Here is a 23,301-nt window from a genome sequence, read left to right as displayed (position 1 = left end):
TGAGCTCATTTCTCAGCCGCCGATCGCGCTCATCGATCGCTGCGGCTGAACGAAGTCCACATCCCCGACCCCATGTCCGGCCGCCTTCCGGCTCATCGTGAAACGCCAAGCGTCCGCGATGGTTTCGTCGGTTGCGTCTCCCCGGAGAAGCCAACGCAGGTCTGTCTCTTTGGTACTGAACAAACACGACCGAATCTGGCCGTCAGCCGTTAAACGGGTTCTGTCGCACGATCCGCAGAAAGGGCGAGTCACGGACGCGATCACACCGACGCGTGCTGGTCCACCACTTACGAGGAAGTGCTCAGCCGGTGACGAACCACGGTCGCCGGCTTCGGTCAGGTCGAATCCTGAGCGCAGTGCGGCCAGGATTTCGTCCGCGGTGACCATTTCTTCACGGCGCCAACGATGGTCGGCGTCCAACGGCATCTGTTCGATGAATCGGAGTTCATAATCGTGTTCGAGGCAGAACGACAAGAGGTCGCAGGCTTCGTCGTCGTTGACTCCTCGAATGAGTACGCTGTTGACCTTCACCGGTGTCAACCCGGCAGCGCGGCAGGCAGCCAATCCGGCCAGGACTCGGTCGAGTCCGTCGCGGCGGCTCAAGAGCTTGAATCGATCGGGGCGCAACGTATCAAGCGACACGTTGACCCGGTCGAGGCCGGCCTCGATGAGTTCAGGAAGGAACTTGTCGATTAGCAGACCATTCGTGGTGATCGAGATTTCCGGGCGCGAGGTTAACGCGGCTATACCCGCGACAACGTTGGCGACGCTCCGACGGATGAGTGGTTCGCCACCCGTGAGGCGGACGCGTTCGATCCCGCAGAGTTGCACCGCGATTCGGGTCAGCCGAACCAGCTCGTCGTCGGTGAGCAGCGTGTCTGGGGCTTGCCACTGCATTCCTTCAGCGGGCATGCAATAGGTGCATCGGAGGTTGCACCGGTCGGTCAATGACACGCGGAGGTCCCTAGCGACGCGCCCGAAGTTGTCGAGGAGCCGCTGTTCGTCCCTGAGCGCGAGAAGCTGAGTCATCGATGGATCGCCCCCTCCCGCATGCGCAACGGCACGCCGGTGCCGCCCCAGGTTGAGGCGATGATTTCGCCCGCGATGGAAACTGCTGTTTCTTCCGGGGTTCGGGCACCAAGGTCAAGGCCGATGGGCGACGCCAGCCGTTCGAGCTGCACTTCGGGCACACCCTCGTCGCGAAGGCTCTTGACACGATTTGCGTGCGTCCGGCGGCTACCCATCACACCGATGTAGCCCGCAGGGGTTTCCAACGCGACTTTGAGAAGGGGAATGTCGAACTTCGGATCGTGGGTCAGGACGCACAGGACGGTCCGCTCGTCGATGTTCTGCGCGCTCAGGAACCGATGCGGCCAGTCGACAACGAGCTCGTCAACACGAGGGAACCGTGCCTGGGTCGCAAACACTGGGCGTGCGTCACAGACCGTGACGTGGTAGCCGAGAAACTTGCCGATGTCCGCGACCGCGCTCGCGAAATCGATCGCACCGAACACAATCATCCGGGGCGGCGGCGCGAACGCCTGAACAAACACCGACGCCGCCTGAAGTGGCCCGGCTTCTTGTCCGACCTCGACCATCTCGGTGGCTGACTGGTTGAGCAGGGTGCCCATCTGAGCTTGCGCGGCCCCATCCCATTCGGGCGCGCCCAACGACCCGGCAATCCAGTCTTCGTCCATGACGAGGTGCCGACCGGCGACGGCACCGGACGTGACGGTTGCGACGACAACCGGGCGGTGCCCCCGGATCGTTTTGAGAACCTTGTCGAACATCGGGTAATGCGTGTCGTCGACGGGCTCGACGAAAACGTCGAGGATGCCGCCACAGGTGAGGCCCACGGCGAACGCGTCGTCGTCGGTCACACCGAAGCGCACAAGTTCGGCTCTACGTGTTTCGATGACTTCCCGCGCAAGCTCGTAGACGGCGCCCTCCACACATCCGCCCGAGACACTGCCCAGTACCTCCCCCGATGCGGACACGGCCATCGATGCGCCGGGTTGACGGGGTGCGGAGTTCCACGTCTTGACGACCGTGGCAAGCGCGAACGGTTCGCCCTCGGCACGCCACGCGGTCAGACCGTCAAGGATGTCGCGCATAGGCTTCTCTCGTTCTCTCACTGGCGAACCGAAGCCACCACACCTTGTGCGGCGCTTCTGTACTTGCGGACTACGTGGCGGTCGAGTTGTTACACGTCCCAGTCGGTTGGCAAGTCACCCCAGGCCCGGATGATGATGTTCAAGGCCTTCGCGTTCTCGATGGCGTCTTTCATGGATCCCTTGGCGAGGCGCACCTTGCCGCCCATGACGAGGTTTGCCGCGGGGGTCTTCCCCTCAGCGGCCTCACGAAAGTGCTCGACCTTCCCGCGAAAACATGCCCACACGCGATCTTCATCAAAGAGGTTCGTCGCAGACCTCCAGCTGACCGCACGGCCGCCGGCGTATTCGAGGTGCGTGACCAGATCGGGGCGATCGGCGATCTCGAACGCGATGACGCGATTGAAATTCGCGGGGTCCTTGACGGCCTTGGCCTCCGCTTCCGCGAGGGCACCCACATGCGCAGCGAGCGCCGCGTCGCACCACTCTTCGGAGAAGAACTTCAGTTGGTCGGTCATTTGTCTTGCCTCTCTTTGATATTGGATCGGTCAGGTCCGACGGGCCATGGCACGTTGGACGGCGCGACGAGTCACCACGCCGATGAGATGTCTGCGGTAGGCGACAGGTGCATAGGTGTCACCCATCACGTCGATGCCGTCAGCCGCGTGGTCGACGGCCGTCTGAATCGCGTCGGCGTCGATCGCCCGCCCATCGAGGGCTCGTTCGGCACCGGGGGAGCGGAGCGGGGTGGTGGCGACTCCGGTCAGCGCCACCCGGGCGTTTCGGCACGTTCCGTCGGCCTCGATCGTGAGGCTGACACCGGCCGCCGCGACCGCGTAGCCCGACGCCGGGTGCGGAATCTTCACATACGCGGAGACAGTGCCCCTGGGCGGCTTGTTGAGGTAGACGTGCGTGAGGATTTCGTCGTCCGCGATGTCCGCGGTGAACAGGTACGTGAAGAAGTCCTTGATCGCGATCTCGCGTGCCCCACGGACGCTTTGAACGTGGACAACAGCGTCGACGGCGAGAGCGACAGCTGGCCAGTCTCCTGCTGGATCGGCGTGGGCGAGCGATCCACCGAACGTGCCACGGTTCCGGATGAGCGGGTCTGCCAGGTCTTCGCCGGCGTCATGGACGATCGGCCAGATCTGACCGACCTGCTCGTTGTTGATGAGGTAGTCATGGGTGACCAACGCGCCGACCTTGACCGCCGATGGTGTGTCTTCGATCGCGTGCAGGTTGTCGAGACGGGAGATGTCCATGACGACAGCTGGAGCTGCGAGACGCAGTTTGAGCAGGGGGATAAGGCTCTGCCCGCCCGCCATGATCTTCATCTCCTCGTCGCTTCCGGCCAGGATGGCCATTGCTTCGTCGAGGCTTTCCGGGGCGATGTAGGCGAACGTCGCGGGGATCACTTCTTCACCTCCTGGAGCGCCGCCCACACCTTCGACGGGGTGAGTGGCATGTCGAGGTTCTGAATACCGAGTCTGCGCACGGCATCCATGACCGCGTTGACAACCGCCGGTGGCGACCCGATCGTCCCCGATTCACCGACGCCCTTCACTCCCAAGGGGTTGATAGGCGAGGGTGTGATTGTGTGACCGGCTTCGAGGCGGGGCATCTGATGGGCCCGCGGGATTGCGTACTGCATGAAGCTGGCGGACATCGGCTGGCCGTCCTCGTCCCAGGCGAGACCTTCGTAGAGGGCCTGACCGATGCCTTGAGCGACACCGCCGTGGATCTGGCCGTTGACGAGCTGCGGGTTGATCTGGTTACCGCAGTCATCGACGGCGACGTACCGGTCGATGGTGATGGCACCGGTGTCGGGGTCGATCTCGATCGCGGCGATGTGTACACCGAACGGGGTCGTAAAGGTCGGCGGGTCGAACACCGCGATCTCCTTCAACGTCGGCTCCATCCCCTCCGGGAGGTCGACACCGCGCCAGGCGGCGACGGAGACCTCTTCGAAGGTGAGTTGCCGTCCGCTGGTCCCAGCGATGAAGACGCCGTCCTTGTAGACGATGTCGTCAACGTCGACGCCGAGCATATGCGCGGCCAGCCGCTTGGCCTTGGCCATGATCTTGCGGGCGGCGAGGGCGGCCGAGCTGCCTGCGCTGGACATCGAACGCGAGTTGAACGTGCCGGTTCCGAAGTGGACGATGTCGGTGTCACCCTGGAGCACTTCCACGTCGTCGATGTCGAGTCCGAGTTCGCTCGCGACGACCTGAGCGATCGACGTTTCGTGGCCCTGGCCGGCGGAGTCGATGCCGACCTGAACGATCACCGAACCTGTTCGGGTGACCGTGACGACCGACTGCTCCCAGGTCGCCCTGTCGAAACCGACGAGCTGCAACTGGTGCGAGTCGCCGAACCCGCAGAACTCGGTGTAGACGCTGAGCCCGAGCCCGACGATCCTGCCTTGCTTGCGGGCAGCCTCTTGTTCGACGAGGAGTTTCTCCCACCCGATCATGTCGAGCGCCTTGTCCATGGCCCGCTCGTATTCGCCCGAGTCGTACGTCATGCCGGTGGCGTTCTCATACGGGAACTGGTCGGGTTGGATGAAGTTGCGGCGACGCAGTTCGACCCGGTCGATGCCGATCTTGTGCGCGAGCTCATCGATGGCTCGTTCGATCAAGTAGGCGGCCTCGGGCCGCCCGGCGCCACGGTAGGTCTCGGTCGTGCTGGTGTTTGTGAAGATTCCGTGGATGTCGACATCAGCGACGGTGATGTCGTAAACGCCGGGAAACATCATGCCCGAGACCATCGGAATGCCGGCGCCCATGCCGGATACGTACGCGCCGAGGTTGGCGTATGTCGTGACCTTCAGGGCCTGGATCTTGCCTTCCTTGTCGGCCGCGAGGGATACGTATTCGACGTGGTCCCGCCCGCCGGAGGTCCCGGTGAAGTGCTCGGACCGAGTTTCCGCCCATCGGATCGGGCGGCGCAGGCGGCGGCTGACTGCGGAGACGAGGACGTCTTCGGGGTACAGGCACAGCTTCGATCCGAAGGCCCCACCGACGGCCGGGGTGACGACGCGGATGCGGTTCTCGGGGATCCCGATGGCGATCGAGAGGTTCCGGCGCACGACGTGGACGTTCTGCGTGCCCAGGTACAACGTGAGGCTGTCGGTGCCGATTCGGTAGTCGGCGATGGATACCCGGGCTTCAAGTGAACTCGCGTGGACGCGCTGGTTGACAAGCCGGACGTCGACGACGTGATCGGCGGCGGATGCGACGGAGTCCCAGTCGCCCGTGCCGAGATGCCAGACGTAGGAGGTGTTGCGCTCGTACTTATCGTGAACCAGGGGCGCGCCCTCGCGGGTCGCTGCCTCGGAGTCGACGACGGACTCACGTTCGAGGTACTCGACGTCGACGAATTGAGCGGCGTCATCAGCCTGTGCTCGTGTTTCCGCGATGACGACGGCGACTCCTTCGCCGACATACTTCACCGTCTTGCGGGCGAGGGGGTATCGCTCCGGGATGCCATCCATGATCGGCAGCGTCCAGTCCGTCGGGATGGTTCCCATTTCATCGTCACCGAAGTCGGCCGCGGTGAAAACGGCGACCACACCTGGCTGCGACCTAGCTGCTTCGGTGTCGATGGAAACGATGTCCGCGTGCGGGAGGGTGCAGCGGACGACTGACGCGTACAGCATCCCGGTCAATGTGATGTCCTCGGAGAACTGCCCCGTTCCGGTGAGGAATCGGAAGTCTTCACGACGCGGGACGGACTCGCCGAAGTAGCGCGACGATGACGTCGCCTCGGCCGAGGTTGCGGCGTTATTCATGCGAGCGCGTTCCCTTCGACTCGGACAGTTCGACGATCCCCTCGACGATGTTTTGGTAGCCGGTGCAACGGCAGATGTTCCCGATGAGTCCGTGCTGGACCTGTTCGGTTGTCAGGGGCTCTTCGGTGTCCAGGAGGTCGAGCGCCGTCATCACGATGCCGGGGGTGCAGAAGCCGCACTGAAGCCCGTGTTTGCGGCGCAGCGTGTCTTGGACCGGGTGCAGACCGTCGGGGCAGTCGCCCCGTACGCCTTCGATCGTCGTTACGTCGCAGCCGTTGACCTGAACGGCGAGTAGCGTGCATGACTTCACGGCTCGACCGTCGACGTGGACCGCACAGGCGCCGCATTGACTGGTGTCGCAACCAATGTGGGTACCGGTGAGGTTTCGTTCCTCTCGAAGGTGGTGGACCAGCAGGGTCCGCGCTTCGACTTCGCAGGTGACCCGCACTCCGTTGAGCGTGTAGGCGATGGGAATGAGGTGGGCGTCAGACGCGGCCCGTGCTGATGTCACTGCGTCGTGTGTCATTGCTTCGCGCTCCGTTGCGTCAAAGTGACCGGATTCATCGACGCCGCGAGTTTCGCCATCGCGACGCCTGTCGTACGCATGCCGCAAGGAGAGCCACTACGACGAGAAGCGGTCCTACGACCGTCGCCGCTCGGCGCACGACAATGGGACGTGCTGCAGAAAGCAGATCCAGCGGTTCGTTTGTCGGCAAGTCAGCTGCGTCGGCTCCGATTCCGGGGCCGTCGCCGCCAGGCGTCTGCTTCTCCGCGGCGAGTTGCTCCGCGAGGGCGTCAGCAAACTGGCCGATCATCCGGTCGCCGACGTCTGCCATGACGCCACGGCCGAACTGGGCAGGTTTGCCCGTGAGCTTGAGGTCGGTTTCGAGGTCGACTCGTGTTCCGGCGCCTTCCGCGGTGAGGTTCGCTACGACGGTGACGGATGCACGCCCGTTCGCGCCGTCTTGGCCCAGGCCTTCGAGGACGATCCGATGAGTTTCCACGTCTCGTTCGACGAACGTTGCCCGGCCTTTGTAGGTCAGTCCGATCGGTCCAAGTTTGACCTTGCAACGTCCGGTGACGTCGTTCCCGTCAACGGTATCGACTGAGGCGCCAGGCATGCATTGGGCGATTCTGCGAACGTCGTTCAGGACGTCCCACGCCGCATCAATTCCCTCGTTGATGGCGAATGAGTGCTCCAGTTTCACGTCGTAAACCCTTCTCCGAGCTAACTTGCCTGCCGCCTGCCGGCGATTGGTCTACACGGTCTGGTGTGGGGGCTGTCATACGTACGATAGAGAACATTCGCTCTCATGTCAATGAAAGCTATTGGACCTGTGGCAAGTCTGGGTCGTAAAGCCCGTCTCCCAGGCTGAGGTCTCGAGGCTCGAGGGGCAGCTAGCCGCCGACGTCCCCTCGGGACGCGACAGCGCTGCCGTTCACAGAGTTGGCCTGCGCGTTGAGTGCGGCATCGAGGAGCGCCTCTGCGGCCATGCGCCCTTGCAGGGCTGCGTCCTTCCCGTTCGGATGCATCTGTGCGCTAACGAAAACGCCATTCATCAGCATGAGTAGCTGTGTGGCCAGCGGCTCAGTCTCTCGCAGGCCAGCCTCGGCGAGGTAACGCGAGAAGCTCTGGCGCACGAAGTTCTTGTGAGATATGGCAATCTCCACGAAAGGGTGCTCCGGGTCTGCCATTTCCACCGCGACGTTGATGAATGTGCAGCCCCGGTATGCAGGGTCTGCGATCACCTCACCGAGGACGTCGAACACGGCCAACACACGGTCCCTGCCGTTGTCCGCCAACCGGTTGACCTGGCGTTCGAATTTGGCGCGGACCCGACTGTCTTTGTCGCGTAGAAACGCCTCGACCAGTCCGTCCTTCGACCCGAAGTGTCGGTAGAGACTCATGATCGGAGTCCGCGCCTCTTCGAGCAACCGGTTGACCCCGACTGCGCGGATGCCTTCGGTGTAGAACAGCCCCGCCGCGGCCATGAGGCGGTCCCGGGGAGGGGCGTTGGTTCTTGAAGTCTTGACCATGGCGCCAGTATAGCGAACGTTCTCTACTTCACTCTTGTGCAGAGAGAGAACGATCGCTATCATCAGTTCTCTGGGTGGATCAAACCCAGACCAATGCGATCGGAGACCTGACAATGAGCGAAACTTCGCTGAGCGGATCCGCGCTCCCTGACGAGACCACCCCCCAGCTGCCCGTGGACGACTCGCGCCCCGTGATCTATGAGATGGATGGGCTTGTCGCGCACTTGATCATGCAAGACCGCCCCCACAACTTCTTGGGTCTTGCCCTGATCGAAGGGCTCATCGAGGGCACCCGCTGGGCGCAGGCACAGGGAGCGCGCGCGGTCGTCCTGCGAAGCTCGCTGCGTCACTTTTGCGCGGGTGCTGACGTGACCCTGTTCGAGAGTGCACAGGAGGGCGTCGCCCCGGAGGGCGACGTCACCGAAATCCTGCGGGTCTTCGACGAATTACCTCTTCCGATCATCGCTTCGGTCCACGGCGTATGCGTCGGTGGTGGCCTCGAAATCGCGTTGGCGTGCGACCTGATCATCGCCGCAGAGTCGTCGAAGATCGGTTCTGTCGAGGCGACGATCGGGATGAACCCATTGATGGGGGCCATGCAGCGAGTTGCTCAGCGTGCCGGTGCGACCCGGGCCAAAGAGATGGCTTTGCTTGCTCGCCGCTACGACGCGCGGACGCTCGAACGTTGGAACGTCATCAACCGGGTGGTCCCCGACGACCAGCTTGTCGACGCGACGAACGTTCTTGCCCAGGAACTTGCTCACGGCCCGACGGTTGCCCACGCGTCCACGAAGCGCATCATCAGCGTCGCGGTCAACCAAGGTGTGCGCGCTGCCGACGAAGCGATGCGTGAGTTGCAGAAGGACATGTGGTCTTCGCGTGACTTGAAAGAAGGCCTCAGGTCGCTCTCTGTGAACGGCCCCGGTGCGGCACGATTCGAGGGCAAGTAATGCCTCTTCCACTTGAAGGAGTTCGCGTCATTGACTTCTCGCGAGTCCTGGCCGGGCCGCATTGCGGCAAGCACCTACTCGACCTGGGGGCCAAAGTTATCAAGGTCGAACCTCCGGCCGGGGACACGTCCCGCTTGGCGCAGCCGGTCTTCGGCGAGGTCAGCGGCTACTACGCCCAGCAGAACTCCGGAAAGCGGAACCTGAGCATCGACCTGAACATTCCGGAGTCTCGGTCGATCGTGCTCAAGCTGTGTGAGACGGCCGACATCATCCTGGAGAACTTCAGGCCAGGCGCCCTTGCGTCGTTTGGCCTGGACTACGACTCGGTTGCGGCTCGCAATCCCAAGGTCGTATATGCGTCGATCAGTGGTTATGGCCAGAAGGGGTCGTGGCGGAACCGCATGGCTTACGCGCCGACGATTCAAGCCGAGGCCGGTTTCACCAAGAACACGCACCGGCAGTTTCATGTGGGGGAGGGCGACCGCCAAACAGACGCCCTGTCGCATGCGGACGTCTACGCCGGCCTGCACGCGACGATCGCTGTGCTCGCGGCACTGAATCACCGCAATGTGACCGGTGAAGGTCAGTACATCGACATTGCGATGGCGTCGGTGATCCTCTCGATGAACGAACGCGTCCACTACGACCTCTCCGAGGTTGACCTTGGCGACGAGCCCCCTGTTCTGGGCGCGACGCAGACACCGTTCTTCACCAGCCCAGAGGGGACCGTGTTTGTTGTCCCCATGTCGCTCGTGGGTACGGGGAACTTCGAGTTCTACCTCAGAGTGATGCGTCGACCAGACCTGGCCGAAGATCCTCGCTTCCTGACCGCTGCACTGCGTAGGCAGAACCTGGAGGCGCTGCATGCCATCGTGCAGAAGTGGATCCTGACCTTCGAGGACATGGCGTCTCTCGACGCTCAATTCGACGAAGCAAAGCTCGCAACGGGCACCGTTCGTGAGATGAAAGATTTCGCGAAGACCGAGTGGGCGCAGAGCTGGGTCGCAACCCGCAAGGTTTCGGACCGCAAAGGCGGCGAGATCACCATCCCCGCGCCGCCGTGGCACTTCAGCGCACACGACGGAACGCTGGTTCCCCAGGTGCCCGCCCTCCAGGGCGAGCACAACTCCGAGATCCTTCACGAACTCGGTTACAGCGATCACGATATCGAGAAGCTCTACAAACTGTCCGCGTTGATCGGGGGCGCACCAGGCGTCCCGATCGAACTCGCAGACGAGGGGTCATGAGATGAAGTGGGTCACCTACGTCTCACCGGTCAACGGTCAACCACGAGCCGGCGTTCTGCACGGCCAATCGATCTCTGGTGGACCACCAGGACGGTCCCTGATCGACGCATTGAGCCTCGGTAACGAAGGGATGTTCGAGTTGGCGGAGGCAATGATCGCCGACCCCGACGAGGTCGTTCCTATCTCCAGCGCGAAACTGCTTGCACCGGTTCCTGTTCCGCCATCCATACGTGACTTCATGGCCTTCGAGGACCACGCGTTGAGGGCGACGAAGGCGAACGGGGTGACTCTGAGCCCGGTCTGGTACGAGCTTCCCGCTTTCTACTTCACCAATCCCCGCGCGGTTCGCGCTCACCGTGACGAGATCGCAATCTCTCCGGGGAGTACCTGGTTCGACTACGAACTCGAAGTGGCCGCCGTGATCAGCAAGCCCGGAGCGGACATTGCAGTCGACCACGCGGGCGAACACATCGGCGGGTTCATGTTGATGTCCGACTGGTCGGCCCGCGACTTGCAGGCGCAGGAAATGAAGGTCGGTCTGGGGCCCGTCAAATCCAAGGACAGCGCCACAAGCTTCGGCCCTTGGATGGTCACCCCCGACGAGCTTGCGGAGGTCCGGACGAGCCAGGGTTACGACATCGCCATGACCGCGGACGTCAACGGTGCCAGGTACAGCGCTGGGAACTGGTCCAGCCTGTACTGGACCTTCGAGCAGATGATCAGCTACGCGTCTCGTGGGACCCCGCTGGTGCCCGGTGACATCATCGGGTCCGGCACGGTCGGTACCGGCTGCATTCTTGAGCTTGCCACGGTCCATGGGCTCGACAAGTACCCGTGGCTCAAGGAGACCGACCAAGTCACCTTGGCTGCTTCGGTTTTGGGGTCGATCGAGTCCATCATCGTGCTTGGTGGATCACCGAAGCCTCTCACCTAGAACCCTCAGCGCAGCCCGCAACCGCTCATAGACCGAGGAGATGAATCTGTGCCCGTCTGCCAATGTGCATCGCGGATGGGGATGCTCGCCGAGTCCATGAAGGCCGACATCGCGACCGCCATCACCGATGCGCACCTCGAGGCGACTGGAGCTCTGCGAGAGTTCGTGCACGTGTTTTTCATCGAACTGCCTCAGGGTGCCGTGGACAGCGCAGGGGAGCTTGACACCAAAGTGTCAACGATGACTGGAGCCAGAAACCAGCTCCTGGCCGGCCTCACCGAGCTCGACCCGGATGTCATCATGGAGTACGGGCTGTTCCTTCCGTATCCCGGAGGCGAAGCCGAATGGTTCACCACCAACAAGGATGCCCTCCACGGAATTCAAGGCACCGGCCTCTCACATCTCCGACACTCGCGACATGGGTTCACCCCGTTGCCATCCTCGACCCCGCGTCCACCCAGTGGTTCCGGATCCGTAGCGACATCGCCAGGAGGCAGGCCGTGACACTCACCGAACCGATGCTGAGGCCCGCCGACCGTGCGACAGCAGAGGAGCTGGACTTTCGCTGGCGGGTCGCCGTTGGTGCCCGGGTTGCCAGCATGGACCTGCGCCGCAGGGAACGAGTCGGCGGCTTCGGGTCCATCAGCGAGCGAGACCTCGGTGACCTGCGCATCACCGACTGGGAGTGCCCCCAAGTCGAAGGAATCCGAGGCAGCACCTGCGCCCGTCGAGACGAGGACGCGGTGCTGCTGTTCACGGCGTCGGCGGGCGAACAAATCATCGAATGCGCCAACGAGACCGTGGTGCTGCGGCCCGGCACGGTTCTGATCATGAGTACCCGCGCCACCGGACGATTCGTCATCCCCCAGCGGCTGACGAAACGAACGGTCAAAGTGCCCATGACGGCCCTGTCCCCGTTTGATACCGGCGGCGGCGTGCCCAACTGTCTACTGATGGACACCGCCCACAATCCGCTGGCCAATCTCCTGCAGGACTTCCTAATCGGCATCGACGGTCAGTACGGGCGCATGTCACCGGCGCAGATCGAAGCCACCCGCAATACCCTGCTGACCCTGATCGCCGGGATGATCCGCGCAAATCAGCTCCCCGACATCGGCGAGAGCGAGTTCCTGCCGCTGCTGCGACGACAGCTCGAGGCATGGATCGTGGCCCACCTGCGCACGGGTGCGATCAGGGTCCGAGATCTCGCTGCCGCCCACAGCGTTGCGCCCCGAACCGTGCACAGAGCATTCGCAGCCACCGGAGACACCGTCGGATCGGTCGTCCGACAGCACCGTCTGGCCGCCGCCAGAGCCGACCTGGTGAACACCAACCTGTCGATCGCGGCCATCGCGCACCGCTGGGGGTTCTGCGACGCCAGCCACTTCGGTCGAGAATTCCGTCGAGAAATGTCGTTGCCGCCGGGCGACTACCGCGAAGCCCACGGACTCACCTGACCTCCAACATGGCCAGACAAGGCCATCGGCAGGGCATGGAGTGTGTCCGTCTAGCGGCGCATCGCCGGCCAGCGCAGGCGGGGTCAACGCAGGAGTGCGCGGGGCGCAAAGCTCAGTGAGAAGATCACCGCCGCCCGGCTCAAGGAGCTGGTCGATGAGGGGCTGCTGGAACGGCGGCCGTATCACGCGCCCGGCCAACGCCGTCGGGAGGACTACCACCTCACCGCGAAGGGCCAGGGCCTTCTGCCTGCCCTTCTCGGGCTGATGCAGTGGGCCGATCAATGGGTGCGCTCCGACGGCGGACGGGTGGCGCTCTCCCATGCCGAATGCGGAAGTCCGATCCAGGTTGAAGTGCGCTGCGCCAGAGGGCATATCGCATCGACCGAAACCATCGAAGCAACCCTTCGCCCCTGAGATCCGGCGATGTCGTTGTTGGCCCGGCGGGAAGTCAGCGGACGCGGCGAGGTCCTTACTGTGGTTCGAAGGTCGGCGATCCGCTTGTCCAGCGTCGTGATGGTGCCGGTGTCAGCGTCGACCGGCGTCCGCGCCCTGCCCGCCGTACTCCTCGGGTACATGGATCGCAGAGAAGTCGGCCTTGGTGAGCGCCGTCAACGCCTCCTCTGGATACCGGGCGTGCTCGTCGACGTCGGCCGCGTAGGGCGCGATCTCTCGCGCGCACACGTCACGAAGCGCTTTTCGAAGGTCCACGTGTTCGCCGGGCAGCCTGAACAAGTCGAACGACGGATTCAGAGATATCTCAACCCCTTTGGAAGGCATGCGCGTTCACATCACGCAGTGTCATCGGGAGGCTTTGGGCAGATCTCGATTGGCGGCGATTGCACGCAGTCTCCTAATCTGGGCTGCGCTTTCGAGGTGACGTTGATGCTCCAGGTCCAAGGTCTCGGCTGACTGCAGAAGCCTCTTGGTTTCTCGGGCGGCGTCGGCATCAGATTGAAGGAGGGAGTGGGTCAACGTGTCGACTTCTCGCTCAAGGTCCTCCTTGGGCACCACACTGTGTGCAAGGCCCAACGTGAGCGCTTCTCGGGCGTCGACATTGCGTGCCTGAACACAGATTTCGAGCGCGCGCGCGTAGCCGACTTGTCGTACCAGTGGAGTAAGGCCCGTAAGATCAGGCACGAGACCGAGGGCAGTCTCTTTCATACAGAAAACCGCGTCTTCGGCCAAGATCCGGATATCGCAGGCCAGGGCGAGCTGGAACCCCGCACCCATGGCGTGACCCTGCACAGCGGCGATGGAGATGAAACTCGGGTCACGCAGAAACGTGAATCCCGCCTGGTATTCATCAATCGTGCGCGCCATGGCCAGGTCCGTACCGTCGACCAGACCGGCAACCGTCTCACCGTCGGTGGCTCCGTCGAGCATGGACCGATCCAGCCCGGCGGAGAAGCTGGGCCCTTCGGCGCGAATGACCAGAACACGAACGTCGGCAGGCATCGCACGCGCAAGCGCGGCCAGCGCCCGCCACATCGCGGGTGTCTGCGCGTTGCGCCGCGCCGGATTGCACAGCACTATTTCGGCGACCGAATCTCGAGCCGAGAAGCTCAGCCCGGCCGTGCGTAACTCCGCGGCGGGCGGTGTCGTTCCCGCCCCGTGGCGTGTTTGGGACATCCTTGCCTCCATCTTCGGTGTGTACTTGGCTAAATCGTCGAGGCCAGTTCGGTGCCCTCGCGGATCGCGCGCTTGGCGTCCAGTTCAGCAGCGACCGATGCGCCGCCGATCAGGTGTACGCGCACGCCGAGGGTGACCAACTCGTCGTGAAGGTCGCGCTGCGGAAGTTGACCCGCGCACACGACGATGGTGCCCACATCCAGCGTCTCCGCGCGGCCGTTCACCGTAATGTGCAGGCCGTCGTCGTCGATCGCGTCGTAGGTCACGCCCGACACCATCCGAACGCCGCGTGACGCGAGCTCGGCGCGGTGGATCCACCCTGTCGTCAACCCGAGCCGAGCCCCGAGCTTTTCTTGCTTACGTTGGAGCAAGTGAACGGTGCGTCGGGATGGCTGATCCGCCGCTGCGGTAACCCCGCCGGGAACGTGTGGATCGACCTCAACACCCCAGCGTTGAAAGAACGCGTCGCAGCCGTCGCCATCCTGCGATTCCTGGTGTGTGATGAACTCGGCAACATCAAAGCCGATGCCGCCGGCGCCGATAATGGCGACCCGTTGACCGATCGATGCCGTACCGCGCAGAACGTCGAGATAACTCACTACTGAACGATTCGACGCGCCGGGTATCAATAGCGGGCGCGGTTTGACTCCGGTCGCGACGACAATCTCGTCGAAACCCTCCGCCAACAGCATGTCGACGGTGGCGCGTGTGCCGAGCCGGATCGAGACCCCGGCCTCGTGAAGCTCACCCTCGAAGTACCTGATCGTCTCGCTAAACTCCGACTTTCCTGGAATGCGCCGGGCAAGGTCGAACTGTCCCCCTAAGGTGGATTCGCCTTCGAACAGGGTTACGCGGTGACCCCGTCGGCCGGCGAACGCACTGAACGCCATTCCCGCCGGTCCGGCTCCCACCACGCCGATGCGCTTGGCTGCGCGCGGCGGAGTGATATTGAGCGTGAGTTCGTGGCCGGCGCGAGGATTCACCAGGCAGGTCGTGATCTTTCCACCCAGCGTATGGTCGATACACGCCTGATTGCAGGCGATGCAGGTATTGATGCGGTGCGCCCTACCGGTGTGCGCTTTGCTCACGAATTCCGGATCGGCCAGCAGCGGACGGGCTAGAGACACCAAGTCCGCGCAACCACTTGCCAGCATCTCCTCGGCAAGCTCCGGGGTATTGATGCGGTTGCTCGCGATAACTGGAATGTTCACCGCTGCCCGGATCCTGGCGGTGTAATCTCTGAACGCTCCCCGGGGGACGGCAGATGCGATCGTGGGAATGCGCGACTCATGCCAACCGACTCCGGTGTTGAGAGCCGACACTCCGCTCTTCTCGAGTTGTTGAGTCAGAGAAACGGTTTCGGCGAAAGTCGCGCCGTCGGGTACCAGATCAACCACGGAGACCCGGAACAGGATCAGAAAGTCATCCCCGACTGCTTCGCGGACCCGGCGCACCGTTTCGATCGCGAAGCGGGCCCTGCCGTCGAGGTCGCCGCCCCATTCGTCGGTGCGGCGATTGGTACGAGGAGCCAGGAACTGGTTGATCAAATATCCTTCGGATCCCATGATTTCGACACCGTCGTAGCCGGCAGATCGGGCGAGCACTGCCGCCTGCGCGAAGTCGTCGATGGTGCGCTCGATCTCAGCGGGGCTCAATTCTCGGGGAACGAAACTGTTGATGGGGGCCTGTATCGCGCTGGGCGCCACGAGGTCGGCGTGCTTCGCGTACCGGCCGAAATGGAGAAGTTGCAGCGCAATGAGGCCGCCGGCATCGTGAACCGCGCGTGTCACCGGCCGATGGTGTTGTACGTCTTGCGCTGACGTCATGGTGGCACCCACGTCGAACGGCCTTCCGGCGTGGTTTGGGGAAATGCCGCCGGTAACGATGAGACCAACGCCGCCCCGCGCGCGCTCTGCGTAGAACGCCGCCATCGCCTCGAATCCGCCGTCGACTTCTTCCAGGCCAAGGTGCATGGAGCCCATCACCACCCGATTCGGCAATGTCATCGATCCGATGGCGAGCGGTTCGAACAGCCTGGGAAAGGGGGTCATTGCTGATCTCGTCCTTTGGTGGTGACTCGAGTGCGGCACGGCCCTTGCAGAGTATCATTTGTGCAACATGTTGCACAAACCGGCAGATCGCGCGGTGGGTACAGTTGACCGCGCTGGTCGTCACCATCACGTCAACGGAGGTCAGTGGTCAGATGTCGCTGCGGTGCGCGATCATGACGGCGCTCATGGAGCGACCCTCAAACGGAAGGGAGTTGACGCACCGATTCGACCGGTCGATCGGCTACTTCTGGGATGCCACCCATCAGCAGATCTACCGTGAACTCGGGCGCATGGCCGACGAGGGACTCATCCGACTGACCGCCAGCCAGGAGAAGGGCAGGGGTGCCCCTCGCACGTACGAGATCACCGAGGCCGGCAAGCAATGCCTGCGGCGATGGGTTCTCGAAGGCCAAGAGCCGGTGCCAGTCAGGGATCCACTCCTGGTGCGGCTGCGTGCCGCCGCTGCGTTGGGCGGCATCGACATGAGCGAGCAGTTACGACAGCATGTGGACTGCCATCGGTCGCTTTTGGAGACCTACCGACGCATTGAGGACCGCGACTTCGACCGCCCCCTAAAGACGCGCCGCGAGCGGCTGCAATACCTCATTCTTCAGGCAGGTATTGAAACCGAGCAGGCCTGGGCCAGCTGGTCTGCGAAGGCTGCCGAGCAGCTATCCGAGCACCGAAAGAGTGATCGACGATCGCGTTAACAGCGGGTGGCTTCGACAAATTGTGCCGCGGCGACGGCCAGAGGGTCGGCGGCGTCACTGTGACGAATCGACGCCGCCAGCGCGCCAAGCCCGCAAAACCCAACCGGCCCTTCTGTTGTCGACCAGGACCGTGGTGGGCCCCGGTCGACCAGGTCATCGCACGAGGTCCGCCGCTGAGCCACCGCTGTCGCGAAGCATGATCGCGCCCATGGCGGAGAACTGCAGGGTCCAGAGGTTGCCGTGATAGGGGTATTTCGCCGTCATGGTGGCAACCAGATCTTCGGCGTCCTTCGCGACCTCGTAGGCGGCCGCGAAATCGTTGATGTAGGCGCGGGTTTGGGCGATCATGGTGTCCGTCGCGTGGTCGTCGCCGTCGGGCCTGCGGTGGCCGGCCACGATCATCCGGGGACGGAGCTTCTCCACCAGATCCACGGTCTCGAGCCAGTCCTGCCACTCCTCGGGCGTCGACAGCCCCAGCATCGGGTGGATCTCGTTGTAGATGGAGTCACCGGCCACTACGACATCGATCTCGGGGATGTGGACCACGGTCGTGGGGTGGATGTCGGCCTGTTTCACTTCGATGATGTTCAGCGGCGAACCGTCGACGTGCAGCGTGCGGCCCTCGATCGGGTCCGGCAGCGGCCCCGCCATCACACACGCGTCGCCGAACAGTATTTTCCACTGCTCGATCTGCATGTCCATGGTTGCCTTCATGGAGTCGATCACGTGGGGTAGCGCCACGCACTTCGCGTCCGGGAACCGCTCCAAGAGCGGGCCAAAGCCCAGGTAGTGATCGGCGTGAGCGTGGGTGATGTAGATCGTCGTGAGCTTCTTGCCCGTGCGCTTAATCAGGTCGCCGAGGTCCCGGACGTCGTCCTTGAGGTACTGGGCGTCGATCAGAACCGCCTCGGTCGGGCCGCTTACGAGGGTTGAGGTGGTGGGCGAGAAGGTGCCGCTCGGGATCTCTGGCCTGTCATCGGCCGGGACCTGGGGCCAGCGACCGACGTAGACCGTGGCGCGGATCGGCGGTGCCTCTGCCGATGATCCTGTTGAGTGTGCGGCAGGCGAATGGGTATCGGTGTCCACTGGTACCTCCAGGTTTGCGAGTTGGTCAGCCGGCGCGCCCCGGGCCGTTCAGGTTGTGGTGCGGCGACACCCCACGGTAGGAAACCACGATCTCTCCGTAATAGAACGAGCGCGCCCGACACTGGTACACGCGCGCCACGGTCCTCGGAGCGCAGCTGCCGTCACCGGGCGTGGCCGTGGTCAGGTGGCCCCGTCGCGAGCTTCCGGCACGATCACCGGCTCGCCTCCGCATACCGGCGACCCGCCCGTCAGGCAGACGCCAGGCTCGCCCACGCTGTGAGCTCGACAAGTGCGGCGTCGTCGACGCCCTGGCGCCGTGCGGACTCGATCACATCGGCATCGACTTGGTAGGGGGCCAGCGCGGTCAGCAACGCCAGTTTCCCGATAGCCCCGGTTCACCGCGAGGGAGCTCGGCGACGGCATGGTCCACCCAGCTACGACTCGGGCCGCTGCGAGCAGAATCCTCGGACAGGTACATATGAACCAGTTGGCGCACTCGCAGTGGGAGCGACCGCGCACCGGCGGAGTCGATAACCGCGCTCGCGCGGGCGAACGCGGCGGCGATGGTCGCGTGCCCTGCCGACCATGACAGGTCCTCGGGCAGCTGGGCGTCCGGGAGCAGCCCGAGCGAGCCGCTAGGCTCGATGGTCCGCTTGCCTGGCGTGACCACCCGCCGATCGTCCGGCGCACTCGATCGCGGGTGAGGCCAGGCAGCCTGGCCGGAATGGGACTCCCGGGAAGGAAGACATTATTCATCCGGTTCAGGTACTCGAAGGTCACCGCGACACCGACGTACTCCTCGAGCTGATCGTCCGGGAAGGGCGGTTGGCCGCCATGCACCCAGGCCCGTACGGCGTCGGCGTCGTGGATCCCGCCGATGATCTGCTGGGTCGCGTCGTGGACCTCGACGCAGTACGGGCACGTGTTCGCCTCGGACACGGCGGCCGCGACGGACTCCTTCGCGACACGGTCCGCCCGTCCCGACGCGAGCAGTGTCAACCAGCTCGCCGCCATCACCTCTGCCGAGGGATCACGCTCCCATGGAGCCAGACCCCGTTGGTTGCGGTCGCCGCGGTGTCCTTTGGATGAACCGACGACGCCCAGAAGGGCGGTGCCGACCAACCAAACACAGTTGTTCGACACGCTTTAGGGGCCAACACGCACGATCAACGCCGATCCTTGTCCACCGCCCCCGCAGAGCGCGGCTGTGCCGATCCCGCCCCCCCGCCTGCGGAGTTCCAGCGCGAGGTGCAAGACGATTCTGGCGCCCGACATCGCCAGTGGATGTCCGATCGCGATCGCGCCGCCGTTCACGTTCACCTTCGATGCGTCGAGGCCCAGTGTGCGTGTCGACGAGATACCGACTGCGGCGAACGCCTCGTTAATTTCCACGAGATCCAGCGATTTCGGATCGATACCTTCATGTGCGCAGGCGGCCGCGATCGCGTTCGCCGGCTGCTGCTGCAGCGTTGAATCGGGTCCGGCCACCATGCCGTGCGGACCGATCTCGGCGAGCCAGTCCAGTCCGAGCTCTGTTGCTCTGACCTTGCTCATCACCACGACGGCTGCGGCACCGTCGTTGATCGGTGAGGCATTGCCCGCGGTGATGGTGCCGGTTCTGGAAAACGCCGGCCGCAGACCTGAGAGGGTTTCGACGGTGGTGCCGGCGCGAATGCCTTCGTCCTCGGCGAACACCAAGGGATCGCCGTTGCGCTGGCGGATGGACACCGGCACGACCTCGTCGTCGAAGAGCCCGTTCTTCCATGCCGCAGCCGCGCGGTGATGCGAGGCGGCCGCGAACTCGTCCTGATCTTGGCGGCTGAGTGTGTTGGCGCTGTCGGTCAGCGCACCCATCGCCTGGTCGGTGAACACGTCGTGCAGCCCGTCATAGGCGAGGTGGTCTCTCAACGTGATGTCGCCATACTTGAAACCGGACCGGGACTTCTCCAGCATGTGCGGCGCCCGCGTCATCGACTCCTGGCCTCCGGCCACCACAATGTCGAAGCTGCCCGCCCGAATTGCCTGATCTGCCAGAGCAATCGCGTCGATACCCGACAGGCACACCTTGTTGATTGTCAGGGCGGGTACCGACATCGGAATGCCGCCGGCAATGGCTGCCTGTCGCGCTGGTATTTGGCCGGCGCCCGCGGTGAGCACCTGGCCCATGATGACGTACTGGACCTGGTCGCCGGAGATCTTCGCCTTGGCCAGCGCCGCCTTGATCGCAATGCCGCCGAGGTCGGAGCCGGAGAAGCGGGACAGCGATCCCATCAACCGGCCCACTGGAGTTCTAGCTCCCGCGACGATGACGGAAGTTCTCGGTGCTGTCATGACAGTTCCACCGCGAGCAGCGTGCCGGTGGCTGCGATGACGTCGCCGGTTGTGACACCAGGCGCGAGTTCGCGCAGGATGAGGGTTCCGTCCCCGACGACGTCGATGACGCCCATGTTGGTGATGATGCGATCGACGACGCCTTGTCCGGTCAACGGCAATGTGCACGCGTCAACGATTTTCGGGTTGTCGTTGCGGTCGGTGTGTTCCATCACGACGATAACTCGTGCAGCGCCGTGCACCAGGTCCATCGCCCCGCCCATGCCTTTGACCATTTTGCCGGGCACCATCCAATTGGCGAGGTCGCCGGTTTTCGATACCTCCATGCCACCGAGGACCGCGGTGTCGATGTGGCCGCCGCGGATCATGCCGAAGGAGAGCGCCGAATCGAAGTACGCCGCACCGGAATTGACGGTGACGGTCTCCTTGCCCGCGTTGATGAGGTCGGCGTCGACCGCCTCGTCTGACGGGTACGGCCCGGTGCCCAGGATGCCGTTCTCCGAGTGCAATGTCACACGGATGTCATCGTTGAGAAAGCTGGGGATGAGTGTGGGCAGACCGATGCCCAGATTGACGTATTCGCCGTCGATCATCTCCGCCGCCGCGCGGGCGGCCATCTGATCGCGCGTCCAGCCTGTGACGGTGGTCCTGGCACTCATCGGTTTGCTCCCTCTGCCGGGCGGACGGTCCGCTTCTCGATCTGCTTGTCCTGCACCCCGGTGTGCACTATGCGCTGGACGAACACTCCCGGTAGATGCACTGCCGCCGGGTCGATGTCTCCGGGATTGACGAGGTGCTCGACCTGCGCGATGGTGATCCGGCCAGCCATCGCGGCGAGCGGGTTGAAGTTCATCGCTGTCTTGTTGAAGACGAGGTTGCCGTCGGTGTCACCAACTTGGGCGTGCACGAGGGCGTAGTCGGCGGTGATCCCCTCCTCCATGACATAGCGCTTATTGCCGAACATGCGAGTCTCTTTGGGTGGGGACGCCACCGCGACCGAACCATCAGCGGCGTAACGCCGCGGCAGACCGCCGTCGGAGACGGGGCTACCGACACCCGCGGGGGTGAAGAATGCAGGTATCCCGGCGCCACCGGCCCGTAGCCGTTCGGCGAGCGTTCCCTGCGGAGTCAACTCGACCTCGAGTTCGCCGGCGAGGTACTGCCTGGCGAATTCTTTGTTCTCGCCGACATAGGAGGCTGTGACGCGGCGGATGCGTCCAAGGGCCAGCAGCACACCCAGCCCCTGACCGTCGACGCCGCAGTTGTTGGAATAGATCTCGAGCGCAGCGGCACCGGACTCCGCGATCGCTTCGATCAACGCGTCGGGAATACCGCACAGGCCGAACCCGCCCACCGCCAGCGTGGCGCCGTCAGCGATGTCTGCAACTGCACCGGCGGTCGACGCGTACACCTTCGATCCCATCGTGCTCCTGATTTTCGTTCACTGATCGACCACACGTCGATCCCTGACTGAGTGAACAACAGAGCTGACAGATCATGCAATTGCTAAGTAGTTGCCTGCCGGGAAGTGCTCATGGGGCGATCATCAGGCAGCTGTACGTTCATTGAATGAACGACTATCCTGACCGGGGTGGAACATGGGCACCGCCCCCAGGTGATCGCGCGTGTCGGCGCGTTGCTACGCGCTGTCAGCGCGTCCGACCCGGGCGGGTCCTCGACCACCCGGCTGGGAAAAGCAGCCGGGCTCGCCCGTCCCACAGCACACCGAATGCTCGTTGCACTCGCACAGCAGGGGCTGATCGACCGCGACGCGACGACCGGGCGGTGGTCGTTGGGCCCGGAGTTGTATCTGCTGGGGGTCAGCGCCGCCCGCCGCTACGACATCACCGAGCAGGCCCGCGACATACTTACTGGGTTGGCGAGAGACACGGGGGAGAGCGCGTTCGTGTCCGCGCGCCGCGGTGACGAAACCGTCTGCGTGCTAGGCGAAGAAGGCAGCTTCCCGCTGCGCTCACACGTTCTTCACGAGGGCAGGCGATTTCCCCTCGGCGTGGCGTCGGCTGGCCTCGCGATACTCAGCCACCTGCCGCCGCGGGATGTCGACGACTTCTTCGCCCGCGTGCATCTCGAATCAGACTGGGGTGTCGGTCATTCCGAAGCAGCAGTACGCACCCGGATTGACTCGACACGCACTACCGGCTACGCCGTGAACCCGGCACTCATCGTAGAAGGGAGCTGGGGGATCGGGGCCGCGGTCTTCGACCAGAGTGGCCGGCCCGCCTGGGCGCTGAGCCTCACCGGCGTCGAGACACGATTCAAATCAGGTCGCATCCACGAACTCGGGACGTTACTGCTCCGAGAGGCGCACCGGCTGTCTGGTCGGCTCCAAACAAGAGCCGCTCCGACGGCAGCGCGGTCGCGGCACTGATCTCCATTCGCGTACTTCAGGTACGCACCGTCGTCGTCGCGACGGAAGTCACGAACACCCGCGAGGGATTGAGCGTCGGCTACTGGTGTCTCGACGAGTTTGTCGTTCCAGATGATTAGGGTCCCACCACACGATGTGGAACTCATTCCCCTCACGAATGCCCAATAGACGAGGTCCTCACCCCGGGGCCATTGCTAACCGAGCGAGCGGATTTTGGCCGTCGTACTGATCGTTGAGTCGTCGCCGCGGGGGCCTTGTTCGGGCTTTGTTGGGGATGAGCTGTCGCAGGCGTCGGGAATAATCGCCAGGACGGCGGCGAGAACAGTGAACGGAGGCACGGTTTTGGGTGAGCACCAGTGACCGCAGACGCCGTCGATAAACACCTCACCGTCCAGGCTGCGAAGCGCGACCGAAGCGTCTAAAGACTGACAGGTACAGGACGGATCGCCGCTCGCTGTCGGCGACGCGTGAAAACTGACCCCGTGTCGACGCCTGAATTCTGACCCCCTTCGAACGACTCTCGGTGCATGAGCCGAGAGGAGAAGGGAGTTGTTGTCAGTGGAGGACTGGGCTGAGATCCGC

23 protein-coding genes and 1 pseudogene are annotated in these 23,301 nt (G+C 63.7%); 8 read left to right on the top strand and 16 right to left on the bottom strand.

Annotated features, from left to right (window positions below; all coding sequences use genetic code 11):
• Positions 1 to 12: 12 nt before the first annotated feature.
• From moaA to ACLP4W_RS01450, 8 genes are all read right to left on the bottom strand, one after another.
• Positions 13 to 1,029: a GTP 3',8-cyclase MoaA gene (gene moaA / locus ACLP4W_RS01485; RefSeq protein ID WP_442383418.1), complete on the bottom strand. Its 1,017-nt coding sequence runs from the start codon at positions 1,027 to 1,029 to the stop codon at positions 13 to 15.
• Positions 1,026 to 2,114: an XdhC family protein gene (locus tag ACLP4W_RS01480; RefSeq protein WP_442383416.1), complete on the bottom strand. Its 1,089-nt coding sequence runs from the start codon at positions 2,112 to 2,114 to the stop codon at positions 1,026 to 1,028. Before ACLP4W_RS01480 ends, moaA begins: the two co-directional genes overlap by 4 nt.
• 89 nt (positions 2,115 to 2,203) lie before the next feature.
• The gene (locus tag ACLP4W_RS01475; protein WP_442383414.1) at positions 2,204 to 2,629 is read right to left on the bottom strand and encodes a hypothetical protein; all 426 of its coding nucleotides are present in this window, start codon (positions 2,627 to 2,629) and stop codon (positions 2,204 to 2,206) included.
• 30 nt (positions 2,630 to 2,659) lie between these two features.
• Positions 2,660 to 3,526: an FAD binding domain-containing protein gene (locus tag ACLP4W_RS01470; protein ID WP_442383412.1), complete on the bottom strand. Its 867-nt coding sequence runs from the start codon at positions 3,524 to 3,526 to the stop codon at positions 2,660 to 2,662.
• Entirely contained in the window at positions 3,523 to 5,898 is a 2,376-nt protein-coding gene (locus ACLP4W_RS01465; protein WP_442383410.1) for a xanthine dehydrogenase family protein molybdopterin-binding subunit, read from the bottom strand. Before ACLP4W_RS01465 ends, ACLP4W_RS01470 begins: the two co-directional genes overlap by 4 nt.
• Positions 5,891 to 6,424 (bottom strand): (2Fe-2S)-binding protein, encoded by a 534-nt coding sequence (locus ACLP4W_RS01460; RefSeq protein WP_442383408.1) that lies wholly within the window; start codon positions 6,422 to 6,424, stop codon positions 5,891 to 5,893. Before ACLP4W_RS01460 ends, ACLP4W_RS01465 begins: the two co-directional genes overlap by 8 nt.
• A gap of 34 nt (positions 6,425 to 6,458) precedes the next feature.
• On the bottom strand, positions 6,459 to 7,106 hold the full coding sequence (locus ACLP4W_RS01455; RefSeq protein ID WP_442383406.1) for an SRPBCC family protein: 648 nt from the start codon (positions 7,104 to 7,106) through the stop codon (positions 6,459 to 6,461).
• A 190-nt stretch (positions 7,107 to 7,296) separates the two neighbouring features.
• The gene (locus ACLP4W_RS01450; RefSeq protein WP_442383404.1) at positions 7,297 to 7,935 is read right to left on the bottom strand and encodes a TetR/AcrR family transcriptional regulator; all 639 of its coding nucleotides are present in this window, start codon (positions 7,933 to 7,935) and stop codon (positions 7,297 to 7,299) included.
• Positions 7,936 to 8,048: 113 nt separating this feature from the next.
• Here ACLP4W_RS01450 and ACLP4W_RS01445 point away from each other — a divergent pair, with 113 nt between their 5' ends.
• The 6 genes from ACLP4W_RS01445 to ACLP4W_RS01420 all read left to right on the top strand — a co-directional run bounded on the left by ACLP4W_RS01445 (position 8,049) and on the right by ACLP4W_RS01420 (position 12,937).
• Positions 8,049 to 8,885, top strand: coding sequence for an enoyl-CoA hydratase/isomerase family protein (locus ACLP4W_RS01445; protein WP_442383402.1), 837 nt, complete (start codon positions 8,049 to 8,051; stop codon positions 8,883 to 8,885).
• Positions 8,885 to 10,132: a CaiB/BaiF CoA transferase family protein gene (locus ACLP4W_RS01440; RefSeq protein WP_442383400.1), complete on the top strand. Its 1,248-nt coding sequence runs from the start codon at positions 8,885 to 8,887 to the stop codon at positions 10,130 to 10,132. The genes ACLP4W_RS01445 and ACLP4W_RS01440 overlap by 1 nt, the downstream gene beginning before the upstream one ends.
• Before the next feature lies 1 nt (position 10,133).
• Positions 10,134 to 11,066 (top strand): fumarylacetoacetate hydrolase family protein, encoded by a 933-nt coding sequence (locus ACLP4W_RS01435; RefSeq protein WP_442383398.1) that lies wholly within the window; start codon positions 10,134 to 10,136, stop codon positions 11,064 to 11,066.
• A gap of 75 nt (positions 11,067 to 11,141) precedes the next feature.
• The gene (locus ACLP4W_RS01430; RefSeq protein WP_442383396.1) at positions 11,142 to 11,570 is read left to right on the top strand and encodes a tautomerase family protein; all 429 of its coding nucleotides are present in this window, start codon (positions 11,142 to 11,144) and stop codon (positions 11,568 to 11,570) included.
• Complete coding sequence (locus ACLP4W_RS01425; RefSeq protein WP_442383394.1) at positions 11,567 to 12,523, top strand: AraC family transcriptional regulator; 957 nt, start codon at positions 11,567 to 11,569, stop codon at positions 12,521 to 12,523. The genes ACLP4W_RS01430 and ACLP4W_RS01425 overlap by 4 nt, the downstream gene beginning before the upstream one ends.
• Positions 12,524 to 12,583: 60 nt before the next feature.
• Complete coding sequence (locus tag ACLP4W_RS01420) at positions 12,584 to 12,937, top strand: winged helix-turn-helix transcriptional regulator (RefSeq protein ID WP_442383434.1); 354 nt, start codon at positions 12,584 to 12,586, stop codon at positions 12,935 to 12,937.
• A 123-nt stretch (positions 12,938 to 13,060) separates the two neighbouring features.
• On the opposite strand, the pseudogene ACLP4W_RS01415 reads toward ACLP4W_RS01420, so the two are convergent.
• The 3 genes and pseudogenes from ACLP4W_RS01415 to ACLP4W_RS01405 form a co-directional block, all read right to left on the bottom strand.
• Positions 13,061 to 13,300: pseudogene (locus ACLP4W_RS01415) on the bottom strand (acyl-CoA dehydrogenase family protein); the annotation flags it as partial.
• Between the two features lie 21 nt (positions 13,301 to 13,321).
• Positions 13,322 to 14,152, bottom strand: a complete 831-nt coding sequence (locus ACLP4W_RS01410) for an enoyl-CoA hydratase/isomerase family protein (RefSeq protein ID WP_442383392.1) — start codon at positions 14,150 to 14,152, stop codon at positions 13,322 to 13,324.
• A gap of 29 nt (positions 14,153 to 14,181) precedes the next feature.
• The gene (locus ACLP4W_RS01405; protein ID WP_442383390.1) at positions 14,182 to 16,203 is read right to left on the bottom strand and encodes an oxidoreductase; all 2,022 of its coding nucleotides are present in this window, start codon (positions 16,201 to 16,203) and stop codon (positions 14,182 to 14,184) included.
• A gap of 104 nt (positions 16,204 to 16,307) precedes the next feature.
• Here ACLP4W_RS01405 and ACLP4W_RS01400 point away from each other — a divergent pair, with 104 nt between their 5' ends.
• The gene (locus ACLP4W_RS01400) at positions 16,308 to 16,913 is read left to right on the top strand and encodes a PadR family transcriptional regulator (protein WP_442383388.1); all 606 of its coding nucleotides are present in this window, start codon (positions 16,308 to 16,310) and stop codon (positions 16,911 to 16,913) included.
• A gap of 153 nt (positions 16,914 to 17,066) precedes the next feature.
• Here ACLP4W_RS01400 and ACLP4W_RS01395 read toward each other — a convergent pair whose 3' ends face one another.
• The 5 genes from ACLP4W_RS01395 to ACLP4W_RS01375 all read right to left on the bottom strand — a co-directional run bounded on the left by ACLP4W_RS01395 (position 17,067) and on the right by ACLP4W_RS01375 (position 21,753).
• Positions 17,067 to 17,999, bottom strand: coding sequence for an MBL fold metallo-hydrolase (locus ACLP4W_RS01395; protein ID WP_442383386.1), 933 nt, complete (start codon positions 17,997 to 17,999; stop codon positions 17,067 to 17,069).
• A gap of 364 nt (positions 18,000 to 18,363) precedes the next feature.
• Complete coding sequence (locus ACLP4W_RS01390; protein WP_442383384.1) at positions 18,364 to 18,669, bottom strand: hypothetical protein; 306 nt, start codon at positions 18,667 to 18,669, stop codon at positions 18,364 to 18,366.
• Between the two features lie 476 nt (positions 18,670 to 19,145).
• Positions 19,146 to 20,330 carry an acetyl-CoA C-acetyltransferase gene (locus tag ACLP4W_RS01385; protein WP_442383382.1) on the bottom strand — a complete coding sequence of 395 codons (1,185 nt, stop codon included), beginning with the start codon at positions 20,328 to 20,330 and terminating at the stop codon, positions 19,146 to 19,148.
• Positions 20,327 to 20,989, bottom strand: a complete 663-nt coding sequence (locus tag ACLP4W_RS01380; RefSeq protein WP_442383380.1) for a 3-oxoacid CoA-transferase subunit B — start codon at positions 20,987 to 20,989, stop codon at positions 20,327 to 20,329. The genes ACLP4W_RS01385 and ACLP4W_RS01380 overlap by 4 nt, the downstream gene beginning before the upstream one ends.
• A complete protein-coding gene (locus ACLP4W_RS01375; protein ID WP_442383378.1) occupies positions 20,986 to 21,753 on the bottom strand; it encodes a CoA transferase subunit A in 768 nt (255 codons plus the stop codon). Before ACLP4W_RS01375 ends, ACLP4W_RS01380 begins: the two co-directional genes overlap by 4 nt.
• A gap of 168 nt (positions 21,754 to 21,921) precedes the next feature.
• Between ACLP4W_RS01375 and ACLP4W_RS01370 the strand changes: the two genes are divergently transcribed.
• Positions 21,922 to 22,719: an IclR family transcriptional regulator gene (locus ACLP4W_RS01370; protein ID WP_442383376.1), complete on the top strand. Its 798-nt coding sequence runs from the start codon at positions 21,922 to 21,924 to the stop codon at positions 22,717 to 22,719.
• Positions 22,720 to 23,301 lie beyond the last annotated feature (582 nt).

Source organism: Mycobacterium sp. (genome assembly GCF_052145595.1).
Lineage (GTDB): Bacteria > Actinomycetota > Actinomycetes > Mycobacteriales > Mycobacteriaceae > Mycobacterium.
This window is presented reverse-complemented; position numbering and strand designations above follow the sequence as displayed.